General features: G+C 63.2%; 19 protein-coding genes. 9 read left to right on the top strand and 10 right to left on the bottom strand.

The window, feature by feature from the left end:
* Positions 1-36: 36 nt before the first annotated feature.
* Positions 37-459: a DUF6163 family protein gene (locus tag NKK50_RS16420; RefSeq protein WP_023705073.1), complete on the bottom strand. Its 423-nt coding sequence runs from the start codon at positions 457-459 to the stop codon at positions 37-39.
* Positions 456-1,493, bottom strand: coding sequence for an enoyl-CoA hydratase/isomerase family protein (locus NKK50_RS16425; protein WP_023672999.1), 1,038 nt, complete (start codon positions 1,491-1,493; stop codon positions 456-458). The genes NKK50_RS16420 and NKK50_RS16425 overlap by 4 nt, the downstream gene beginning before the upstream one ends.
* A gap of 180 nt (positions 1,494-1,673) precedes the next feature.
* Here NKK50_RS16425 and NKK50_RS16430 point away from each other — a divergent pair, with 180 nt between their 5' ends.
* Together NKK50_RS16430 and hemB are read left to right on the top strand one after the other, a co-directional pair.
* Complete coding sequence (locus NKK50_RS16430; protein WP_023705074.1) at positions 1,674-2,180, top strand: pyridoxamine 5'-phosphate oxidase family protein; 507 nt, start codon at positions 1,674-1,676, stop codon at positions 2,178-2,180.
* An 88-nt stretch (positions 2,181-2,268) separates the two neighbouring features.
* Positions 2,269-3,324 (top strand): porphobilinogen synthase, encoded by a 1,056-nt coding sequence (gene hemB / locus NKK50_RS16435; RefSeq protein ID WP_023724522.1) that lies wholly within the window; start codon positions 2,269-2,271, stop codon positions 3,322-3,324.
* A gap of 34 nt (positions 3,325-3,358) precedes the next feature.
* Here hemB and NKK50_RS16440 read toward each other — a convergent pair whose 3' ends face one another.
* A complete protein-coding gene (locus tag NKK50_RS16440) occupies positions 3,359-3,685 on the bottom strand; it encodes a DUF1330 domain-containing protein (protein ID WP_023693250.1) in 327 nt (108 codons plus the stop codon).
* A 176-nt stretch (positions 3,686-3,861) separates the two neighbouring features.
* On the opposite strand from NKK50_RS16440, the gene NKK50_RS16445 reads away from it, so the two are divergent.
* Positions 3,862-4,557: a winged helix-turn-helix transcriptional regulator gene (locus tag NKK50_RS16445; protein WP_023682403.1), complete on the top strand. Its 696-nt coding sequence runs from the start codon at positions 3,862-3,864 to the stop codon at positions 4,555-4,557.
* Positions 4,558-4,666: 109 nt separating this feature from the next.
* Positions 4,667-5,311 (top strand): dihydrofolate reductase family protein, encoded by a 645-nt coding sequence (locus tag NKK50_RS16450; RefSeq protein WP_023727512.1) that lies wholly within the window; start codon positions 4,667-4,669, stop codon positions 5,309-5,311.
* Between the two features lie 228 nt (positions 5,312-5,539).
* On the opposite strand, the gene ppk2 is transcribed toward NKK50_RS16450, so the two are convergent.
* A complete protein-coding gene (gene ppk2, locus NKK50_RS16455) occupies positions 5,540-6,460 on the bottom strand; it encodes a polyphosphate kinase 2 (protein WP_023682405.1) in 921 nt (306 codons plus the stop codon).
* Positions 6,461-6,700: 240 nt separating this feature from the next.
* Between ppk2 and NKK50_RS16460 the strand changes: the two genes are divergently transcribed.
* Positions 6,701-7,744, top strand: a complete 1,044-nt coding sequence (locus tag NKK50_RS16460) for an aldo/keto reductase (protein WP_023715391.1) — start codon at positions 6,701-6,703, stop codon at positions 7,742-7,744.
* A gap of 20 nt (positions 7,745-7,764) precedes the next feature.
* On the opposite strand, the gene NKK50_RS16465 is transcribed toward NKK50_RS16460, so the two are convergent.
* Positions 7,765-8,736 carry a glycosyl transferase family 90 gene (locus tag NKK50_RS16465; RefSeq protein ID WP_023682407.1) on the bottom strand — a complete coding sequence of 324 codons (972 nt, stop codon included), beginning with the start codon at positions 8,734-8,736 and terminating at the stop codon, positions 7,765-7,767.
* A gap of 178 nt (positions 8,737-8,914) precedes the next feature.
* Here NKK50_RS16465 and NKK50_RS16470 point away from each other — a divergent pair, with 178 nt between their 5' ends.
* Positions 8,915-9,073 carry a hypothetical protein gene (locus NKK50_RS16470; protein WP_023673009.1) on the top strand — a complete coding sequence of 53 codons (159 nt, stop codon included), beginning with the start codon at positions 8,915-8,917 and terminating at the stop codon, positions 9,071-9,073.
* Positions 9,074-9,145: 72 nt separating this feature from the next.
* On the opposite strand, the gene NKK50_RS16475 is transcribed toward NKK50_RS16470, so the two are convergent.
* Positions 9,146-9,379 carry a DUF982 domain-containing protein gene (locus NKK50_RS16475; RefSeq protein ID WP_245259900.1) on the bottom strand — a complete coding sequence of 78 codons (234 nt, stop codon included), beginning with the start codon at positions 9,377-9,379 and terminating at the stop codon, positions 9,146-9,148.
* 109 nt (positions 9,380-9,488) lie between these two features.
* Positions 9,489-10,154, bottom strand: coding sequence for a GntR family transcriptional regulator (locus NKK50_RS16480; protein ID WP_352543654.1), 666 nt, complete (start codon positions 10,152-10,154; stop codon positions 9,489-9,491).
* 143 nt (positions 10,155-10,297) lie between these two features.
* On the opposite strand from NKK50_RS16480, the gene NKK50_RS16485 reads away from it, so the two are divergent.
* Both NKK50_RS16485 and NKK50_RS16490 read left to right on the top strand, forming a co-directional pair.
* Positions 10,298-11,563, top strand: coding sequence for a multidrug efflux MFS transporter (locus tag NKK50_RS16485; RefSeq protein WP_023727509.1), 1,266 nt, complete (start codon positions 10,298-10,300; stop codon positions 11,561-11,563).
* A gap of 43 nt (positions 11,564-11,606) precedes the next feature.
* Complete coding sequence (locus NKK50_RS16490) at positions 11,607-11,981, top strand: DUF423 domain-containing protein (RefSeq protein WP_023673013.1); 375 nt, start codon at positions 11,607-11,609, stop codon at positions 11,979-11,981.
* Positions 11,982-12,020: 39 nt separating this feature from the next.
* Here the strand turns inward: NKK50_RS16490 and NKK50_RS16495 are convergent, their stop codons facing one another.
* Together NKK50_RS16495 and NKK50_RS16500 are read right to left on the bottom strand one after the other, a co-directional pair.
* Positions 12,021-12,164 (bottom strand): hypothetical protein, encoded by a 144-nt coding sequence (locus NKK50_RS16495; RefSeq protein ID WP_023834256.1) that lies wholly within the window; start codon positions 12,162-12,164, stop codon positions 12,021-12,023.
* A gap of 64 nt (positions 12,165-12,228) precedes the next feature.
* Positions 12,229-12,372 carry a hypothetical protein gene (locus NKK50_RS16500; RefSeq protein ID WP_023705079.1) on the bottom strand — a complete coding sequence of 48 codons (144 nt, stop codon included), beginning with the start codon at positions 12,370-12,372 and terminating at the stop codon, positions 12,229-12,231.
* Between the two features lie 146 nt (positions 12,373-12,518).
* On the opposite strand from NKK50_RS16500, the gene NKK50_RS16505 reads away from it, so the two are divergent.
* Positions 12,519-13,601, top strand: a complete 1,083-nt coding sequence (locus NKK50_RS16505) for a LacI family DNA-binding transcriptional regulator (protein WP_023682412.1) — start codon at positions 12,519-12,521, stop codon at positions 13,599-13,601.
* 15 nt (positions 13,602-13,616) lie between these two features.
* Here NKK50_RS16505 and NKK50_RS16510 read toward each other — a convergent pair whose 3' ends face one another.
* On the bottom strand, positions 13,617-14,852 hold the full coding sequence (locus NKK50_RS16510) for an OpgC family protein (protein WP_023727508.1): 1,236 nt from the start codon (positions 14,850-14,852) through the stop codon (positions 13,617-13,619).
* Between the last annotated feature and the right edge of the window lie 42 nt (positions 14,853-14,894).

Genomic DNA, 14,894 nt, shown 5'->3' on the forward strand with positions numbered 1-14,894 from the left:
ACCTAAAGATTTAGCCAATGGCTGCGGGGCGGCGTTTCAGGGGCGCGCAGGGCGCTTGCGCATCCAGATAACGACGCGGAAGGCGATGTAGAGCAGCGCGACCGCGGCATGCGACAAGACGATCAGCGGCCGGTGGCCGTACAGATCGGGGAAGCCGGCATACATGATGGTCTCTGTGACAGCACAGATGAACCAGATCACCGGGCCCCACGACGCCAACATCCAGAGGCCGGCGGCGGCGAAGGGGAAGAACACGGCCAGCATCACCGCCACAACCTGCCAGTGCACCGGCATCAGGTCGAAGCGCCACAGCGGGCCGGGATAAAAACCGATCAGCCGGATCCAGTACAGGATGCCGAACAGCAGGCAATAGCCCGCAATGACGCGCTGGAACCAGGCGAAGATGATCTCGACGCCCGAGGGCTGCAGCACGATGCGCCGCGACGTGACCTCGCTCACAGTTCGAGCTCCCGTTCGAGCGGCGCGAAATAGGCGTCCACCGAAGCAGCGTCGACCTCGGCCAGGCTTGCCGGCCGCCACTGCGGCGTCGAACCCTTGTCGACGAGGACGGCGCGGATGCCTTCATAGAAGTCGTGCCCGGCCAGCATGCGGTTGAGGATGCGGAACTCCATCTTCATGCAGGCTTCCATCGACAGCGTCAGCCCGGCGCTGATCTGGCGCCACGCGACATTAAGGCTGGTCGGCGAGCGGGTGCGGATGGTGGCCAGCGTCTTGGCGGCAAACTCGTCGGCGCCTGCCGCCCGCTCCAGGCTCTCGAGGATTTCGGCGAGCGAGGGTTGGGAAAAATGCCGGGCAATGGCTTCCAACACCGGCTGGCCGGTCTCGCGCCTGGCCGGCACGAAAAAGCCGCGCAGCACCGATTCCGGATCGCCATTGGCGCAGAGCCGGTCAAGAAAGGCAGCCTGGTCAGCGGCCTTGATGGTGTGGGTGGCCAGGCCCGACCACAGCGCATCGCCATAGCGAATGCGGTTGCCGGTCAGCGCCAGATACATGCCGAAGCTGCCGCCAAGGTCGGGCAGAAGATGGCTGCCGCCGACATCCGGGAAGAAACCGATGCCGACTTCGGGCATGGCGAACTGGGCGTTCTCGGTCAGCACACGCTGCGAACCGTGGAAAGAGATGCCGACGCCGCCGCCCATAACGATCCCGTCGATCAGCGCGACATAGGGCTTTTTGTAACTGTTGATGCGGGCGTTGAGCCGGTATTCGTCGGCGAAGAACTCGACCGGCGGCTTTCCGGCGCGGGCCTCGTAGACGTGCATGATGTCGCCGCCGGCGCAAAACGCCCTGCCCTCGGCCTTGACGATGACGACATCGACGCCGGTATCGCGCTCAAAAGCGTCGAGCGCCTTGTCCAGCGCCTTGATCATGCGATGTGTCAGCGCATTGAGCGCCTGCGGCCGCGTCAGCGTGACGACGCCTGCCTTGCCCAACCGTTCGAAGCGGATCTCGTCGCCGCCGCCAAAATCCATCGTCAGAGAATCCCTCCCCGCGCCTGCGGGACTGAAGTGCTAAAGGTGGCGCATGGGTGCGTCAACCGGCGGGCGCGGTTTGGATTTTCGCAAGGGAACGCGACCGTGCTTTGCCCCCGACAGAAATGCGCGCAAAATTGCCGGGCAAAACAGCCTTTCTTCTGATGCAGGGACAAACGCATGACGCTTGAAACCGCAGCGCCGAGCCATGGCTGGGAGATGCCGAAAAAGTTCGACCCGGATGATGTTCTCAGCCGCCCGCTGATGGCCAATCTGGCGACCGTGACCGCTGACGGCGCGCCGCGCAACGCGCCGATGTGGTTCATCTGGGAGGACGCTGCGATCTGGCTGCTCGGCTCGACCGGCGCAAGTGCTGTCAAACACCTCGAACGCGACCCGCGCTGCGCCGTGGAGATCGTCCATTTCGACAATGAGGCCGGCATCCTGCTGCATCTCGGCCTGCGCGGCGTCGCCACCATAGAAGCGATGGCGCCGAACCGCTTCAAACGGCTGCTGCACAAATATCTCGGCCCGGAGGCGACCTGGAACCGCTGGTTCATCGACAATGTCGCCGACATCGGCCATCCGGACGGGCGCCTGATCCGGCTCGCCCCGGAGAGCACCTTCACCAACAATGTGTCGTTGTTCAAAACCGGCCCAGAACTGGCGTGGCCGCCAAAGCCGTAAGCACCGCGTCATCGGCTGGCACAATCGTGTCGCATTGGTCAGCGGCAAGGCCTCGTGGTAAAAGCCGCCTCGACCCGGAGTTTTTGCGATGAACAAATTCACCCCCGCGACGAGCAACAAATTCGCGCCGGCAAAGCCCGCCGGTGCGCGCAGCGTCGACGAGATCACCGGCAGCCGCCGCTTGCGGCGCATGCGCAAGGCCGACTGGTTGCGCCGCCTAGTGCAGGAAAACCGGCTTACGGTGAACGATCTGATCTGGCCGATCTTCGTCATCGACGGCAAGAACACGCGCGAGCCGATCGCCGCCATGCCCGGCGTCTTCCGCCTGTCGCTGGACCTCGCCGTCAAGGAGGCCGAGCGGGCCGCTAAGCTCGGCATTCCGGCGATCGCCACCTTCCCCAATGTTGAACTCAGCCTGCGCGACCAGACGGGATCGCACATCCTCGACCCGGAAAACATCATCAACCGCGCCACCCGCGCCATCAAGGACGCGGTGCCGGAGATCGGCATCATCACCGATGCGGCGCTCGACCCGTTCACCTCGCACGGCCATGACGGCATCTTGCGCGACGGCATCATCGTCAATGACGAGACGGTGGAACAGGTGACCGCCGCGGCCGTCATCCAGGCGGCGGCCGGCGCCGACATCATCGCGCCGTCCGACATGATGGACGGCCGCATCGGCGCCATTCGCGACGCACTCGACGCCAACGGTTTTTCGGATGTGGCGATCATGTCCTATGCGACGAAATTCGCCTCCGCCTTCTATGGCCCCTATCGCGAGGCGGTGGGCACCGCCGGCCTGCTCAAGGGTGACAAGAAGACCTATTATCTCGACCACGCCAATTCCGACGAAGCGGTGCGCGAGGCCGAGCAGGATATCGCCGAGGGCGCCGACATGCTGATGGTCAAGCCCGGCCTGCCCTATCTCGACATCATCCGCCGGCTGAAGGACGAGTTCCAGATGCCGACCTTCGCCTACCAGGTGTCAGGCGAATATTCGATGATCAAGGCGGCGGCCGCCAATGGCTGGATCGACGGCGAAAAGGCGATGCTGGAATCGCTGCTCGCCTTCAAGCGCGCCGGCTGTGACGGCATCCTGACTTACTTCGCGCCGGAAGTGGCGCAACTGCTGAAGGGTTAGCCGGAACCTGGATGCTCCGGGTTCCGGCTTTTCCTCACGCCTTTGGCAAATAAGGAATCGTTCCGGCGAGATCGGTATCGTCGATCAGTTGGAAGCGGCTGTCGCTGCCCTTCTGACGCTCCGCCACAAACGGAGCGTATTGCGGATCGTTGGTGAAGGCTTCGGCTGCCTTTGCCGACGGAAACGCCATGATGGCGATCAGGCTGGTGTCGAGCGGCTTGCCCTCCAGCGTCTTCACATTGCCGCTGCGGGCGAGATACTTGCCGCCATGCTTGTGGACGAGGTCATGCACCGAAGCGGCATAGGCCGGCACCCATTTGTCGTCCTTCACCTTGATGTCTGCGATCACGTAAGCGGTCATTGTCCAACTCCTCATGGATCGGCACCGGACTGCCCGGTGACGTGACCGCTGCCTCGCATGGCGGCGCCGGACCGCTCCAGTCACAGAACTGTACCGGGGGTGCCAGTACAGCTTCTGTACTGGCTGAACTCAGGTTTTCTGAATAAGGTCCGGCAACATCTTTTGGAGCTCACCACATGACACAAGCCGGTTACAAGCAATTCTGCCCGCTCTCCATGGCCGCCGAGCTGCTCTGCACACGCTGGACCATGGTGCTGCTGCGCGAACTGGTGGCGGGGTCGACCCGCTTCAACGATTTGCGCCGCGGCGTGCCGAAAATGTCGCCAACCCTTCTGTCGCAACGGCTCAAGGACCTCGAGGCCGGCGGCATCGTCGAGCGGACCGAGATCGCGACCGAGAAGGGCGTGTTCGAATACCGGCTGACCGAGGCGGGCCGGGATTTGCGCCCGGTTGTCGAGGCGATGGGGTTTTGGGGCCAGAAATGGGTCGAGGCCAGGCTGTCGCTCAAAAACCTCGATCCGTCGCTGCTGATGTGGGACATGCGGCGCAATCTGAACCCCAGTCCGCTGCCGGACGGGCGCACCGTGATACAATTCCTGTACCATGACCTGCCGGCGTCAAAACGATCGTGGTGGCTGATCGTCGAAAAGCAGGGCGAGGTCGATCTTTGCTGGTACGATCCGGGCTTCGACGTCGATCTCTACGTCTCGACCGATCTGTGCACCATGACCTCGATCTGGATGGGGCTGACGACAGTTCACAAGGAACGCGACAAGATCAGCCTGACCGGCGATCTCGACGTCGCCGGCAAGATGCAGATCTGGCTTGGGCTCAGCCCGTTTGCGGTGATGCCGAAGCGCGTGGCGGCTTGAGGTCCCTGCGCATTCCACAGATCGGCTTGCCTCTAAAATACTAGTTGCAAAATGCAATCAGTTTGAATACTGATTGCAAATCACAACTGGTCATCAAAGGGAGTCTTCCATGTCCAAACTCCGCGTCAATGCCTTCACCTTGTCGCTCGACGGTTTCGGCGCCGGTCCTGACCAGGACCTGCAAAATCCGCTCGGCGTTGGTGGCGAAGATCTGCACAAATGGATGACCGGCACCCGCACCTTCCACGAGATGGTCGGCAAGGATGGCGGCAGCACCGATGTGGACGACCGGTTCACCGTCCGCAGCTTCGACAATGTCGGCGCCTGGATCCTCGGCCGCAACATGTTCGGTCCAATCCGCGGCGAATGGCCAGACGAGAGCTGGAAAGGCTGGTGGGGCGACAACCCGCCCTATCATGTGCCGACCTTCGTGCTGACCCACTACGAGCGCGACTCCATTGTGATGGAAGGCGGCACCATTTTCCACTTCGTTACCGGCGGCATCCACGCCGCGCTCGAACAAGCAAAGGCCGCGGCCGGCGGCAAGGATGTCCGCGTCGGCGGCGGCGTTTCCACCATCCGGCAATATCTGCAAGAGAAGCTCATTGACGAGTTGCATCTGGCGGTGTCGCCGGTGTTGCTCGGGAGGGGCGAGAGCCTGTTTGCCGGGCTGGATATGCTGAAGCTGGGTTACCAGTGCACCGAGCAGGTGGCGACAGCGCTCGCCACGCATGTGACGATCAAGCGGGTGTAAGCCTCATTTGGGAAAATTGCGATCCGTCGCGCCCCCTCTGTCCTTCCGGACATCTCCCCCACGCCGGGGGAGATCGGATGTCGCGCCGGCTTTCGCCACTCATCAACGTAGCAAGAAGGGCGCCATCGGCGAAGCTGCCAATCTCCCCCCTTGTGGGGGAGATGTCCGGCAGGACAGAGGGGGGCGCGAAAGAATGCCGTCCTCTCGTGTCTTCAATTGCGAAGACGCTCAATACTTCTCCGGCACGTAAAGCTCGCGCGGCAGGACCTGGCGCTCGTACTCCGGGTTGAACACCCGCTCGGGCAGCGTGATTTCTTCGTGCGGCACGTCCTCATAGGGCAGCTGTTTGAGGAGATGGTCGATGCAGTTCAGCCGCGCCCGCTTCTTGTCGTTGCCTTCGACGATGTACCACGGTGCCTCGGGGATGTTGGTGCGGGCAAACGTCTCTTCCTTGGCCTTGGTGTACTGCTCCCAGCGCACGCGCGACTGCAGGTCCATCGGCGACAGCTTCCACTGCTTCATCGGGTCGTGGATGCGCATCATGAAGCGCATCTGCTGTTCCTCGTCGGTGATCGAGAACCAGTATTTGACCAGCGTGACGCCGGAGCGGACCAACATGCGCTCGAACTCCGGCACGTCGCGGAAGAACTCTTCGACCTGATCGGGTTCGGCAAAGCCCATCACCCGCTCGACGCCGGAGCGGTTGTACCAGGAGCGGTCGAACAGCACGATCTCGCCGCCGGCCGGCAGATGCGGCACGTAGCGCTGGAAATACCACTGCGATTTTTCGCGCTCGGTCGGCGCCGGCAGCGCCACGACGCGGCAGATGCGCGGGTTGAGGCGCTGGGTGATGCGCTTGATGACGCCGCCCTTGCCGGCGGAATCGCGTCCTTCGAAAACCACCACCAGCTTCTTCTTGTGGTAGGCGACCCAGGACTGCAGCTTGATTAGTTCCGACTGCAAGCCGATCAGGTCGCGGAAATACTGCATGCGGTCGATCGACGGCGGATGCGCGTTCTTGTAGATCTTGGAGATCTCCAGCGACAGCGCCGGCTCCGACATTTCAAGCTCATAGTCCTCGTCGAGCATGTCGGCGAGTTCGGCTTCCAGCCAATCCCTGGCCGGAGAATTCTGCTTCAACTCGGTCATTTCCACTGCTCCGCTTGCCGGCTGACATGAAACCCTGAGCCGACTTGATATAGGCCGGCAATGACGGTTTTATTGCAACCCGCCAGCCAGCCGATCATCGCTGCAAATCGGCGAGGCATGGCTGATCCATCGCCGTGGCATGGCGACAAGCCGCTCAAATTGTCCTACAAATGGCCGACCCGTTCGGGCTGCCCGCCCTTCTCCAGTAAATCCCCACCCACCAAAATTGCGAGGACCGACATGGAATACCGCACGCTTGGCCGTTCCGGCTTGAAAGTTTCGACGCTGACCTTGGGAACCATGACCTTCGGCGGCAGCGGGCCGTTCGCTGCCGTCGGCAATTCCGATCTCGCGGAGGCCTCGCGCATCATCGACACTTGCATCGATGCCGGCATCAATCTCATCGACACCGCCAATGTCTATTCGAACGGATTGTCGGAAGAGATCATCGGCGAGGCGCTCGGCGGCAAGCGCAAGAACGACGTGCTGATCGCCTCCAAGGCGCGCATGCGGATCGGCAAGGGCCCCAATGACGAGGGCCTGTCGCGCCATCATCTGATCCGCGAATGCGAGAAGAGCCTGAAGCGCCTCAGGACAGATGTCATCGACATCTATTTCCTGCACGAATGGGATGGCGCGACGCCGCTCGAGGAAACCATCGCCGCGCTCGACACGCTGGTTGCCCAGGGCAAGATCCGCTATGTCGGCTGCTCCAACTATTCCGGCTGGCAGGTCATGAAGGCGCTCGGCATCAGCGACAGCCAGCACCAGCCGCGCTTCGTCACCCAGCAGATCCACTACACGCTGGAAGCACGCGAGGCCGAGTATGAGCTCTTGCCGATCTCGGTCGACCAGGGCCTTGGCGTGCTGGTGTGGAGCCCGCTCGCCGGCGGCCTGATGTCGGGAAAATACCGCCGCGACAGTCCGACGGCGCGCCAGATCGGCGGCTGGTCGGAACCACCGATCCGCGACGAGGACCGGCTGTGGCGGATCGTCGACGTGCTGGTCGACATCGGCGCCACTCGCGGCGTCTCGGCGGCCCAGGTGGCGCTGGCCTGGCTGCTTGGCCGGCCGGCCGTCAGTTCGCTGGTGATTGGCGCACGCAACGAGGCCCAGTTGAAAGACAATCTCGCCGCGGCAAGCCTGACGCTGTCCTTTGATGAACGCCAGCGCCTCGATGCCGTCAGCCGGCCGCCGGTGCTCTATCCCTACTGGCACCAGCAGTTTACGGCGAAGGACCGCTTCGGCCCGGCCGATCTGGTTATGGACCGCAGCGTTATCTGACTTAAGGGCGCCGGAAGCGGCTAGCCCGCGATAAACCGCCAGACCTGCGGATCGGGCTCGATCTGGCCGCTGAGCACGAAATATTTGTAGAGCACGAGCAGGCAGATCGCCTGCTCGGCCCGCTCGTCGGCGAATTTGCGGCAATAGGCGTTGGCCGCCGCAACGATGCGCTGGGCCTCGGCCGGATGCTGCTCGAGATGATGCACCCGCTCGGCCAGATCGCTGAAGTCGGGCGCCAGCGGCACATAATGGACATCGGGCTCGAGTTGCCCCTCGGCGAACCAGGTCTCGTAAGTCGGCGGCGGCATCAGGCAGAGCGAGTTCGAGCTCATGATCCATTTCAGATTGGTCGCGACATCATTGCCTTCGAGCGAGATGATGTAGCGATAGCGGCGCTGCTGATCGATGCTGAGATAGGGCTTGCGGTATTCCGCAAGTGCTGTCGCCCTCGGCGTGCCGACATCGCAGAACGGCAGATTGCGGGCTGCATCCAGCAACAAGGTGCGGATCGGATTGTTGAGTTCGCCGCGCCAAACGACGAGCGGATGCTTGTCGGCGAAGGCGACATCGTCGGCCGGCATGTAGAAATGACGGAACTTGTTCAGCTTGAACAGGACGCCGTTGCCGTTGTCGCCCGCTATCGGCCGGTCCTTGACGATCGACGGCATCTTCGGCACTTCGATGACGTCGCCGAATTCCAGGTCGATGCGCAGATCTGGGTCGAAATAACGGGTGAACTCCTTCAGATCGTAATAGTACATGCTGCGGTCCGACGGCAGCCGGCTGACCGGCACGGCCTCGGGGCTGGGGCTAAAAGGCTCCCGCAGCGTGTTGTAGTAATTGAGCCGCTGGCGGACCGATGCGTCGGAAAGCCTGGCCTGATCGAGCAGCCGGCCGAGCCGGCGCCGGAAAAGAACCGGCGGCGCGATGTCGCGCATGGCGTTGCGCGCATAGTAGATCAGCTTCTGTGCGTTTCTTTGAAGCGTGGCCATCGGTCGTTTTGATTCGAAATCGGTCGGCGGCGGCTCCAGCAACTGTCCCGCAGCCTTTTCTAAACCATTGTGTTCGCCATCACGCAAGTCCAGAACCGCTGGCATCTGCCCTCGCGGCGCTGTTGTGTTTGCCGGCCAATGCTTCTAGGCAGGATCAGGCACAGCGAAAGGAAACGATATGGCTCGACCACCGAATTACGGTCAGGAACGCAAAGAGCGCGACCGGCAGAAGGCCGCCAAGAAGGCGGAGAAGCTCGCCGCCAAGGTCGCGGCCAAGGAGCGCGCCGAGCCTGAGAACGAGGCAAGTTCCAAAACCGACACCGAGACAGAAAAATAGGCAAGACAGGATCACCGGCCCGCGAAACGGGCCGGATCCTGGCAAAATGCCGGTGTGATCAGGCCGATGTGATCAGGCCGGGGCCTTGTCGCTGACGAAGACGTTGACCTCGCGCGCGGCGGCGATGAAGGCGCGTCTTGCAATCATCGCCGGCTTGTCGCCGGCCAGCGCGTCATGGCAGGCCTGCAGCGCTTCGCGGTGCTTGGGGCTGCGCTTGCCGGGCCAGCTGTTGAGCAGGTAATCGGAAGCCTCGCGCACCGTACGCAAGAGCTGAGTGCTTCCCTCCGTGCCCGACTTAACGGTCACGGGTGTTTCAAATCGGTTGTTTTCCATGGCCGCCTCTTACGCCATCGGCGTCCGCGAAGCGAGGCCGAAAGCGGATGGCGTCGGCGTTCTTTCGTTTTCGTGACCGGTATCAAGCGGCGACGACGGCAAAACCCCTGGCGCGCAGGCCGCGCCGGTCATTGTGCAACGACGTCACCAGGCGGGCGCGGCTGCCGGCGATATGGGCGGAAAGTCGCGCCGCCGCCGCATCGGCATCGCCGGCCCGCACCGCTGCCAGAATGGCGTGATGCTCGCTCCAGGCGCGGCCAAGCGCCGCCTCGTCGCGCACCTCCAGCCAGCGCGCCCGCGACAGGCGCGTCATGGCATCGCGCACGGCCCGAAACAGGAACTCGTTGCCGGAGAGCCGCGCCAGTTCGATATGGAAATCCATGCCGACGCGGTGCCATTCCTCGCGCGGCGTGGCAGTGTCGCAGGAGTCCAGCATCGCCTCGATGACATCGGCTGCGCTCCTGTCGGCCAGCGCCGAAGTCAGCCTGACCGCCGCGACCTCGACCGCTTCGCGGTACACAGCGATCTGTTCCAATTCGGCAAGGTTGATCGGCGACACGATCCAACCGCGCCCGTCGCGGCAGATCAGCCCTTCCGTCTCCAGCCGCAGCAGGGCTGCCCTGACCGGCGTGCGCGAGGCGCCGAAGCGGCTCTCGATCCAGCGCTCCGTCAGCCGCTCGCCAGGACCGATCTCGAGGCCAAGGATCATCTCGCGAAGCGCTTTTTCGACGATATGCATCTGCGACATAGTTGCTTCCATTGCTGGCGATCGGCCGTTGGTCTTGCCGATCACTTTGAGAGCGCCTGATTGACAGCAGCCGGGCTTTGCGTCCATGAGGTACCAAGTTGGTATCCCAAAATGGTATCCGCAGCAAGCGGACAGGACAGGACATGCCGCAGGACAGTGCAGCGCAGGCCGCCGAAGCGCCTTCCACCTACAACATTCATTGGCGGCGCAACCTGTTCGTGTGCTTTGCCGGATCATTCAGCACGCTTGTGGCGATGACGTTGCTGCTGCCGTTCCTGCCGCTCTATGTCGAACAGCTGGGCGCCGTCGGCCACGCGGCGATCGTGCAATGGTCCGGCATCGCTTTCGGCGCCACCTTCCTTGCCGCCGCCCTTGTCGCGCCACTGTGGGGACGGCTGGGTGACCGTTATGGCCGCAAGGTGATGCTGGTGCGCGCCAGTTTCGGCATGGCGATCTGCATGTCGCTGACCGGCATGGTGCAGACCGTCTGGCAATTGGTGCTTTTGCGCCTGTTGATCGGCTTTGCCGGCGGTTATTCCTCAGGCTCGACGATCCTTGTCGCCATGCAGACGCCGAAGGAGCGCTCCGGCTGGGCGCTTGGCGTGCTGTCGGCCGGCATCACCGCAGGCTCCCTGGTCGGCCCGTTGCTTGGCGGCGCGCTGCCGCCACTGATCGGTATTCGCGCCACCTTCCTCATCGCGGGCGGCGTCATTTTCCTGGCGGCGCTGGCGACGACGTTCCTGATAAAGGAGATGCCTCGCCCGCCAGTACAGGCAAAACGCGAGGAGAAACCAAAGGGAAGTTGGGCGCAGATCCCCGACAAACGCCCTGTCGTGGCCATGCTGGCGACCGGCATGCTGTTCACCTTCGCCAACATGTCGATCGAGCCGATCATCACCGTCTACGTCCAGCAACTGGTCGCGGACGCAAGCCGGGTGACCCTGGTCTCAGGTGTCGTCATGTCGGCGGCCGCACTCGGCGCCATCCTGTCGGCGTCACGGTTGGGCAAACTCGCCGACCGCATCGGCCACTGGAACGTCATCGTCGCATCGCTGGCCGTCTCGGCGCTGCTGTTGATACCGCAGGCCTTCGTCACCGAGAGCTGGCAGTTGGTCGGGCTGCGGTTCCTTATGGGTCTGGTGCTGGGCGGGCTGTTGCCCTGCATCACCAGCGTCATCCGCCACAATGTTCCCGATGGGGTCGGCGGCAATGTGCTGGGCCTGGCAATCTCGGCGCAATATGTCGGCCAGGTTGCGGGGCCGCTGCTGGGCGGCTTCGTCGGCGGCCATTTCGGCATGCGCGCGGTGTTTCTCGGCACGTCGTTGCTGATGGCGGGCGGTGCCGCGTATAATTGGCTGGCCCAGGCGCGCCGCACGCGCGACATGCTGGCGATATCGGAAAAATCCTGACAGACAGGTCGCGCCGCCTATCGTCAATCACGGAGCCCGAGACATGAGCATCGCCGAGTCAGCACCAGCAAACAGCGCGCGCATCCTCGTTTTCGCCGGCGGCATTGCCGGCGCGGCGGGCGTGGCGCTGTCGGCGGCTTCAGCGCATCTCGGCGGCGCGTTCGTCGGCACGGCCGCATCCTTCCTGCTCATGCATGCGCCGGTGTTTTTGGCCGTCGGCCTCGCCGGCGCAAACCGGATCTTGCGGATCGGCAGCCTGGTGCTGCTCGTCGGGCTTGTTCTGTTCTGCGGCGATCTGCTGGCACGGGATTTCGTGGGATCGCGGCTGTTCCCGATGTCGGCGCCGATCGGCGGCACCTTGCTCATCGCGGGCTGGCTGGTGATCGCGGCCTCGGCGCTCGTGCGGCAACGGTCCTGACGAGGCAAGAACCCTGCCCCATCAGATACCACACGAGGCTTAATCCTGCCGGTTTTCCGGCAGCAGGTCGCGGTTGCGCTTGGCAGGCTTGGTCGGCCGCCGCCGTTGCGGCTGCTCCGTGGCAGGCGAGATACCCCAGTAATTGCGATAACTGTCTTCGAACAGATGTTTCACGGGATGCATGTTCGTGCTCCTCTTCAAGAACTTGAATCGATCCAATCAGCTGGCACGAAAATGCCGGGGCCGATCAGCTGCGCTTGCGTTTCACAAGGTATTGCAGGTCACGCCTCCACGGCCCGACCTTGTCGCGGCGCTTGCGGGTGGCGGCGTCGGAGACTATGCCCCAATCATTGCCATAGATGTCTTCGAACAGATAATTCACGGGATGCATGGCACCCTCCTCTTGAATCGATCCAAGTTGTACTTGGTGAATCCCTTGGATCGATTCAAATATAGACTCTCTCCGCCGTCCGATCAAGGGAAAATTTGAACCGATCCAACGAAAGTGCTAAACAGGCTCCGGTTCAGGAGACGAAAATGACGGCATTGACCTCCGGCAAGACGAGACCAGTGCGGCTTGCCGACATCGCCAAGGCGGCCGGGGTCTCGCACGGTACCGCGTCCAACGTGTTCGCTCGCCCGGAAATCGTGCGCGAAGAGGTCCGCGAGCGGGTCAAGGCGGCGGCGGAAGCGATGGGCTATGCCGGCCCGGATCCCAAGGGCCGGCTGCTGCGCGCCGGCAAGGTCAACGCCATCGGCGTGGCAACGGCAGAACCATTGTCCTATTTCTTCGACGATCCCTTTGCCCGCGTCATGATGGCCAGCATTTCGCAGGCCTGCGACGCCACCGGCGCCGGAATTTCGCTGGTCTCGGCCGCCAACAGCGAGCAGCTCGCCTGGAACATCCAGAGCGCCCTGGTCGACGGCTTCATCGTGTTCTGCATCGAGGGTGGGTCGCGGCTGGTCGAACTGGCGCGCGAACGCAAACTGCCTTTCGTGGCGCTTGATCTCGATTCGGAAAATGAGGCGGTCGCTGCGATCGGCGTCGACAACGTCGCCGGCGCGGGTCTGGCGGCGCGCCATCTGGCCGAGTTCGGCCATCGCAGCTTTGCCGTACTCGCCCTGGAATCTGCCGACGCTGGCTTTGGTCCCGTCACGCAGGAGCAAGTCGAGACGACATCCCTCTACTCGGGCACACGCGACCGTCTGCGTGGCTATTTCGGCGAGCTCTCCCGCTTCGGCATCGACGTCTCGCAAGTGCCAATCTACGAAACCCTCAATGACGAGGCGAGCGTTCGGGCCGGCCTCGATCATATTTTCGCGCTGCCGCAGACGCCGACGGCAATCCTGGCCATGTCGGACAAGATCGCGCTGCATGCGCTCGACTGGCTGCGCGAGCGTAACATTGCCGTGCCGGGCGATGTGTCAATCGTCGGCTTCGACGGCGTGCCGGAAGGCGCCGACTCCGAGCCGCCACTAACCACTGTCGCCCAGCCGATCGCCGAGATGGGCCGGCTGGCCGTCAAGGCGATCCTCGAAAATGACGGCTCGCAGCACCGGCAATTGCTGCCGGTCGATCTTGTGGTGCGGGGGTCGTCCGGCCCCTCGCCTGCTAGCTAGGCGGCTGATGTGGGATCATCGGCTTAGCCTTGGCATCGCGGGCATGCCGAAGGTCTGGTGAACGGCTGGCGCTTCTTTGCGAACCGGCTTTTTGCCCAAGCCGATGCCGGACAGCCACTCAAGATAGAAGGCGAGCGCGAATTGCATGGCGATGCCGGCCGAAATCAGCAAGACGTCATAGGCAAAGCCGCCCGGATTGATCAGCTTCATCACCTGCGCCGCCATGGCGATCAGCGTGCCGGCGAGGAACACCGGCAAGGAGCGCTTGCCGAGCAGGGCAAGCGGATGGTCCGGGCTGAGACGGAACAGGTTCGAGAAAGCCGGCAGGGCGACGATCAGATAGCTCACCGCCAATATGTGCAGGAGCCGCGGCAGCGACAGGAACGTCTTGTCGAAGCCGCCGATCACCACGGGCAGGTTAAACCACGTTATCTCGCCCCAGAGCGGGCTGTGCACCCAGACCGCCGCTGCCGCGACATAGGTCGCCGCGGCGCCCACCAGCCAACGATTGACGGGAATTGTGCCGCCGCGCCTGGCATGCAGCATGCCGGCAAGGCCGATGTTGAACAGGAATTGCCAGGACAGCGGGTTGAGGAACCAGAAGCCGGGCTCGGGATAGTTCGGCGGCGCGATCTGCCAGAGGCCGGCGGCAAGCCACAGCGCGCCGGAAAAGACCAGCGCCGGGAGCGGCCGGTAGCTGACGAAGAGCAGGAAAAGCGGCGCCATCAACAGCAGCGCCGCATAGACCGGCAAAATGTTGTTGTAGCCAAGCTGGTGGCCGAGCGTGACAATGCCGATCATGACCTCCGGCGTGTTCTTCATCAGCGGCTCGATGTTGATCAGCTTGAGCAGTTCCGGCCGCCGGCCGTACACCGCCGCGGCGCAGAACAACGCCATCACAACCATGGTGGTGACGATGTGGGCACTGTAAAGCACGCCGGCCCGGCGCCACATCTTCAACATCGCCAGCAGCCGGCCGCCCGGCTGGAACTTGTTGCCATAGGCGAGTGCGACCGACATGCCGGAAATCAGCACGAAGGCTTCCGCCGCGTCCGAGAATCCGAAATTCTTGTAGGTCAGCGTTTCGAAGACGGTGCCCGGCACGTGGTCGATATAGATGGTCAGGAGTGCGAGCGCACGGAACACGTCAATGCGCGTGTCGCGATCGGGGATACGCGGAGCGCGATCGGCGATACGCGGAGCGCGATCGGCGATACGCGGGGCGCGATCGGGCGGGACTGGCAGGGTCATCGACAAAAGGCCTCAAAGGAGAGCAAGGATGCTCGCGTTGTT

The sequence above is a fragment of the Mesorhizobium sp. M0001 genome, from assembly GCF_040324255.1.
Taxonomy (GTDB): Bacteria; Pseudomonadota; Alphaproteobacteria; order Rhizobiales; family Rhizobiaceae; genus Mesorhizobium.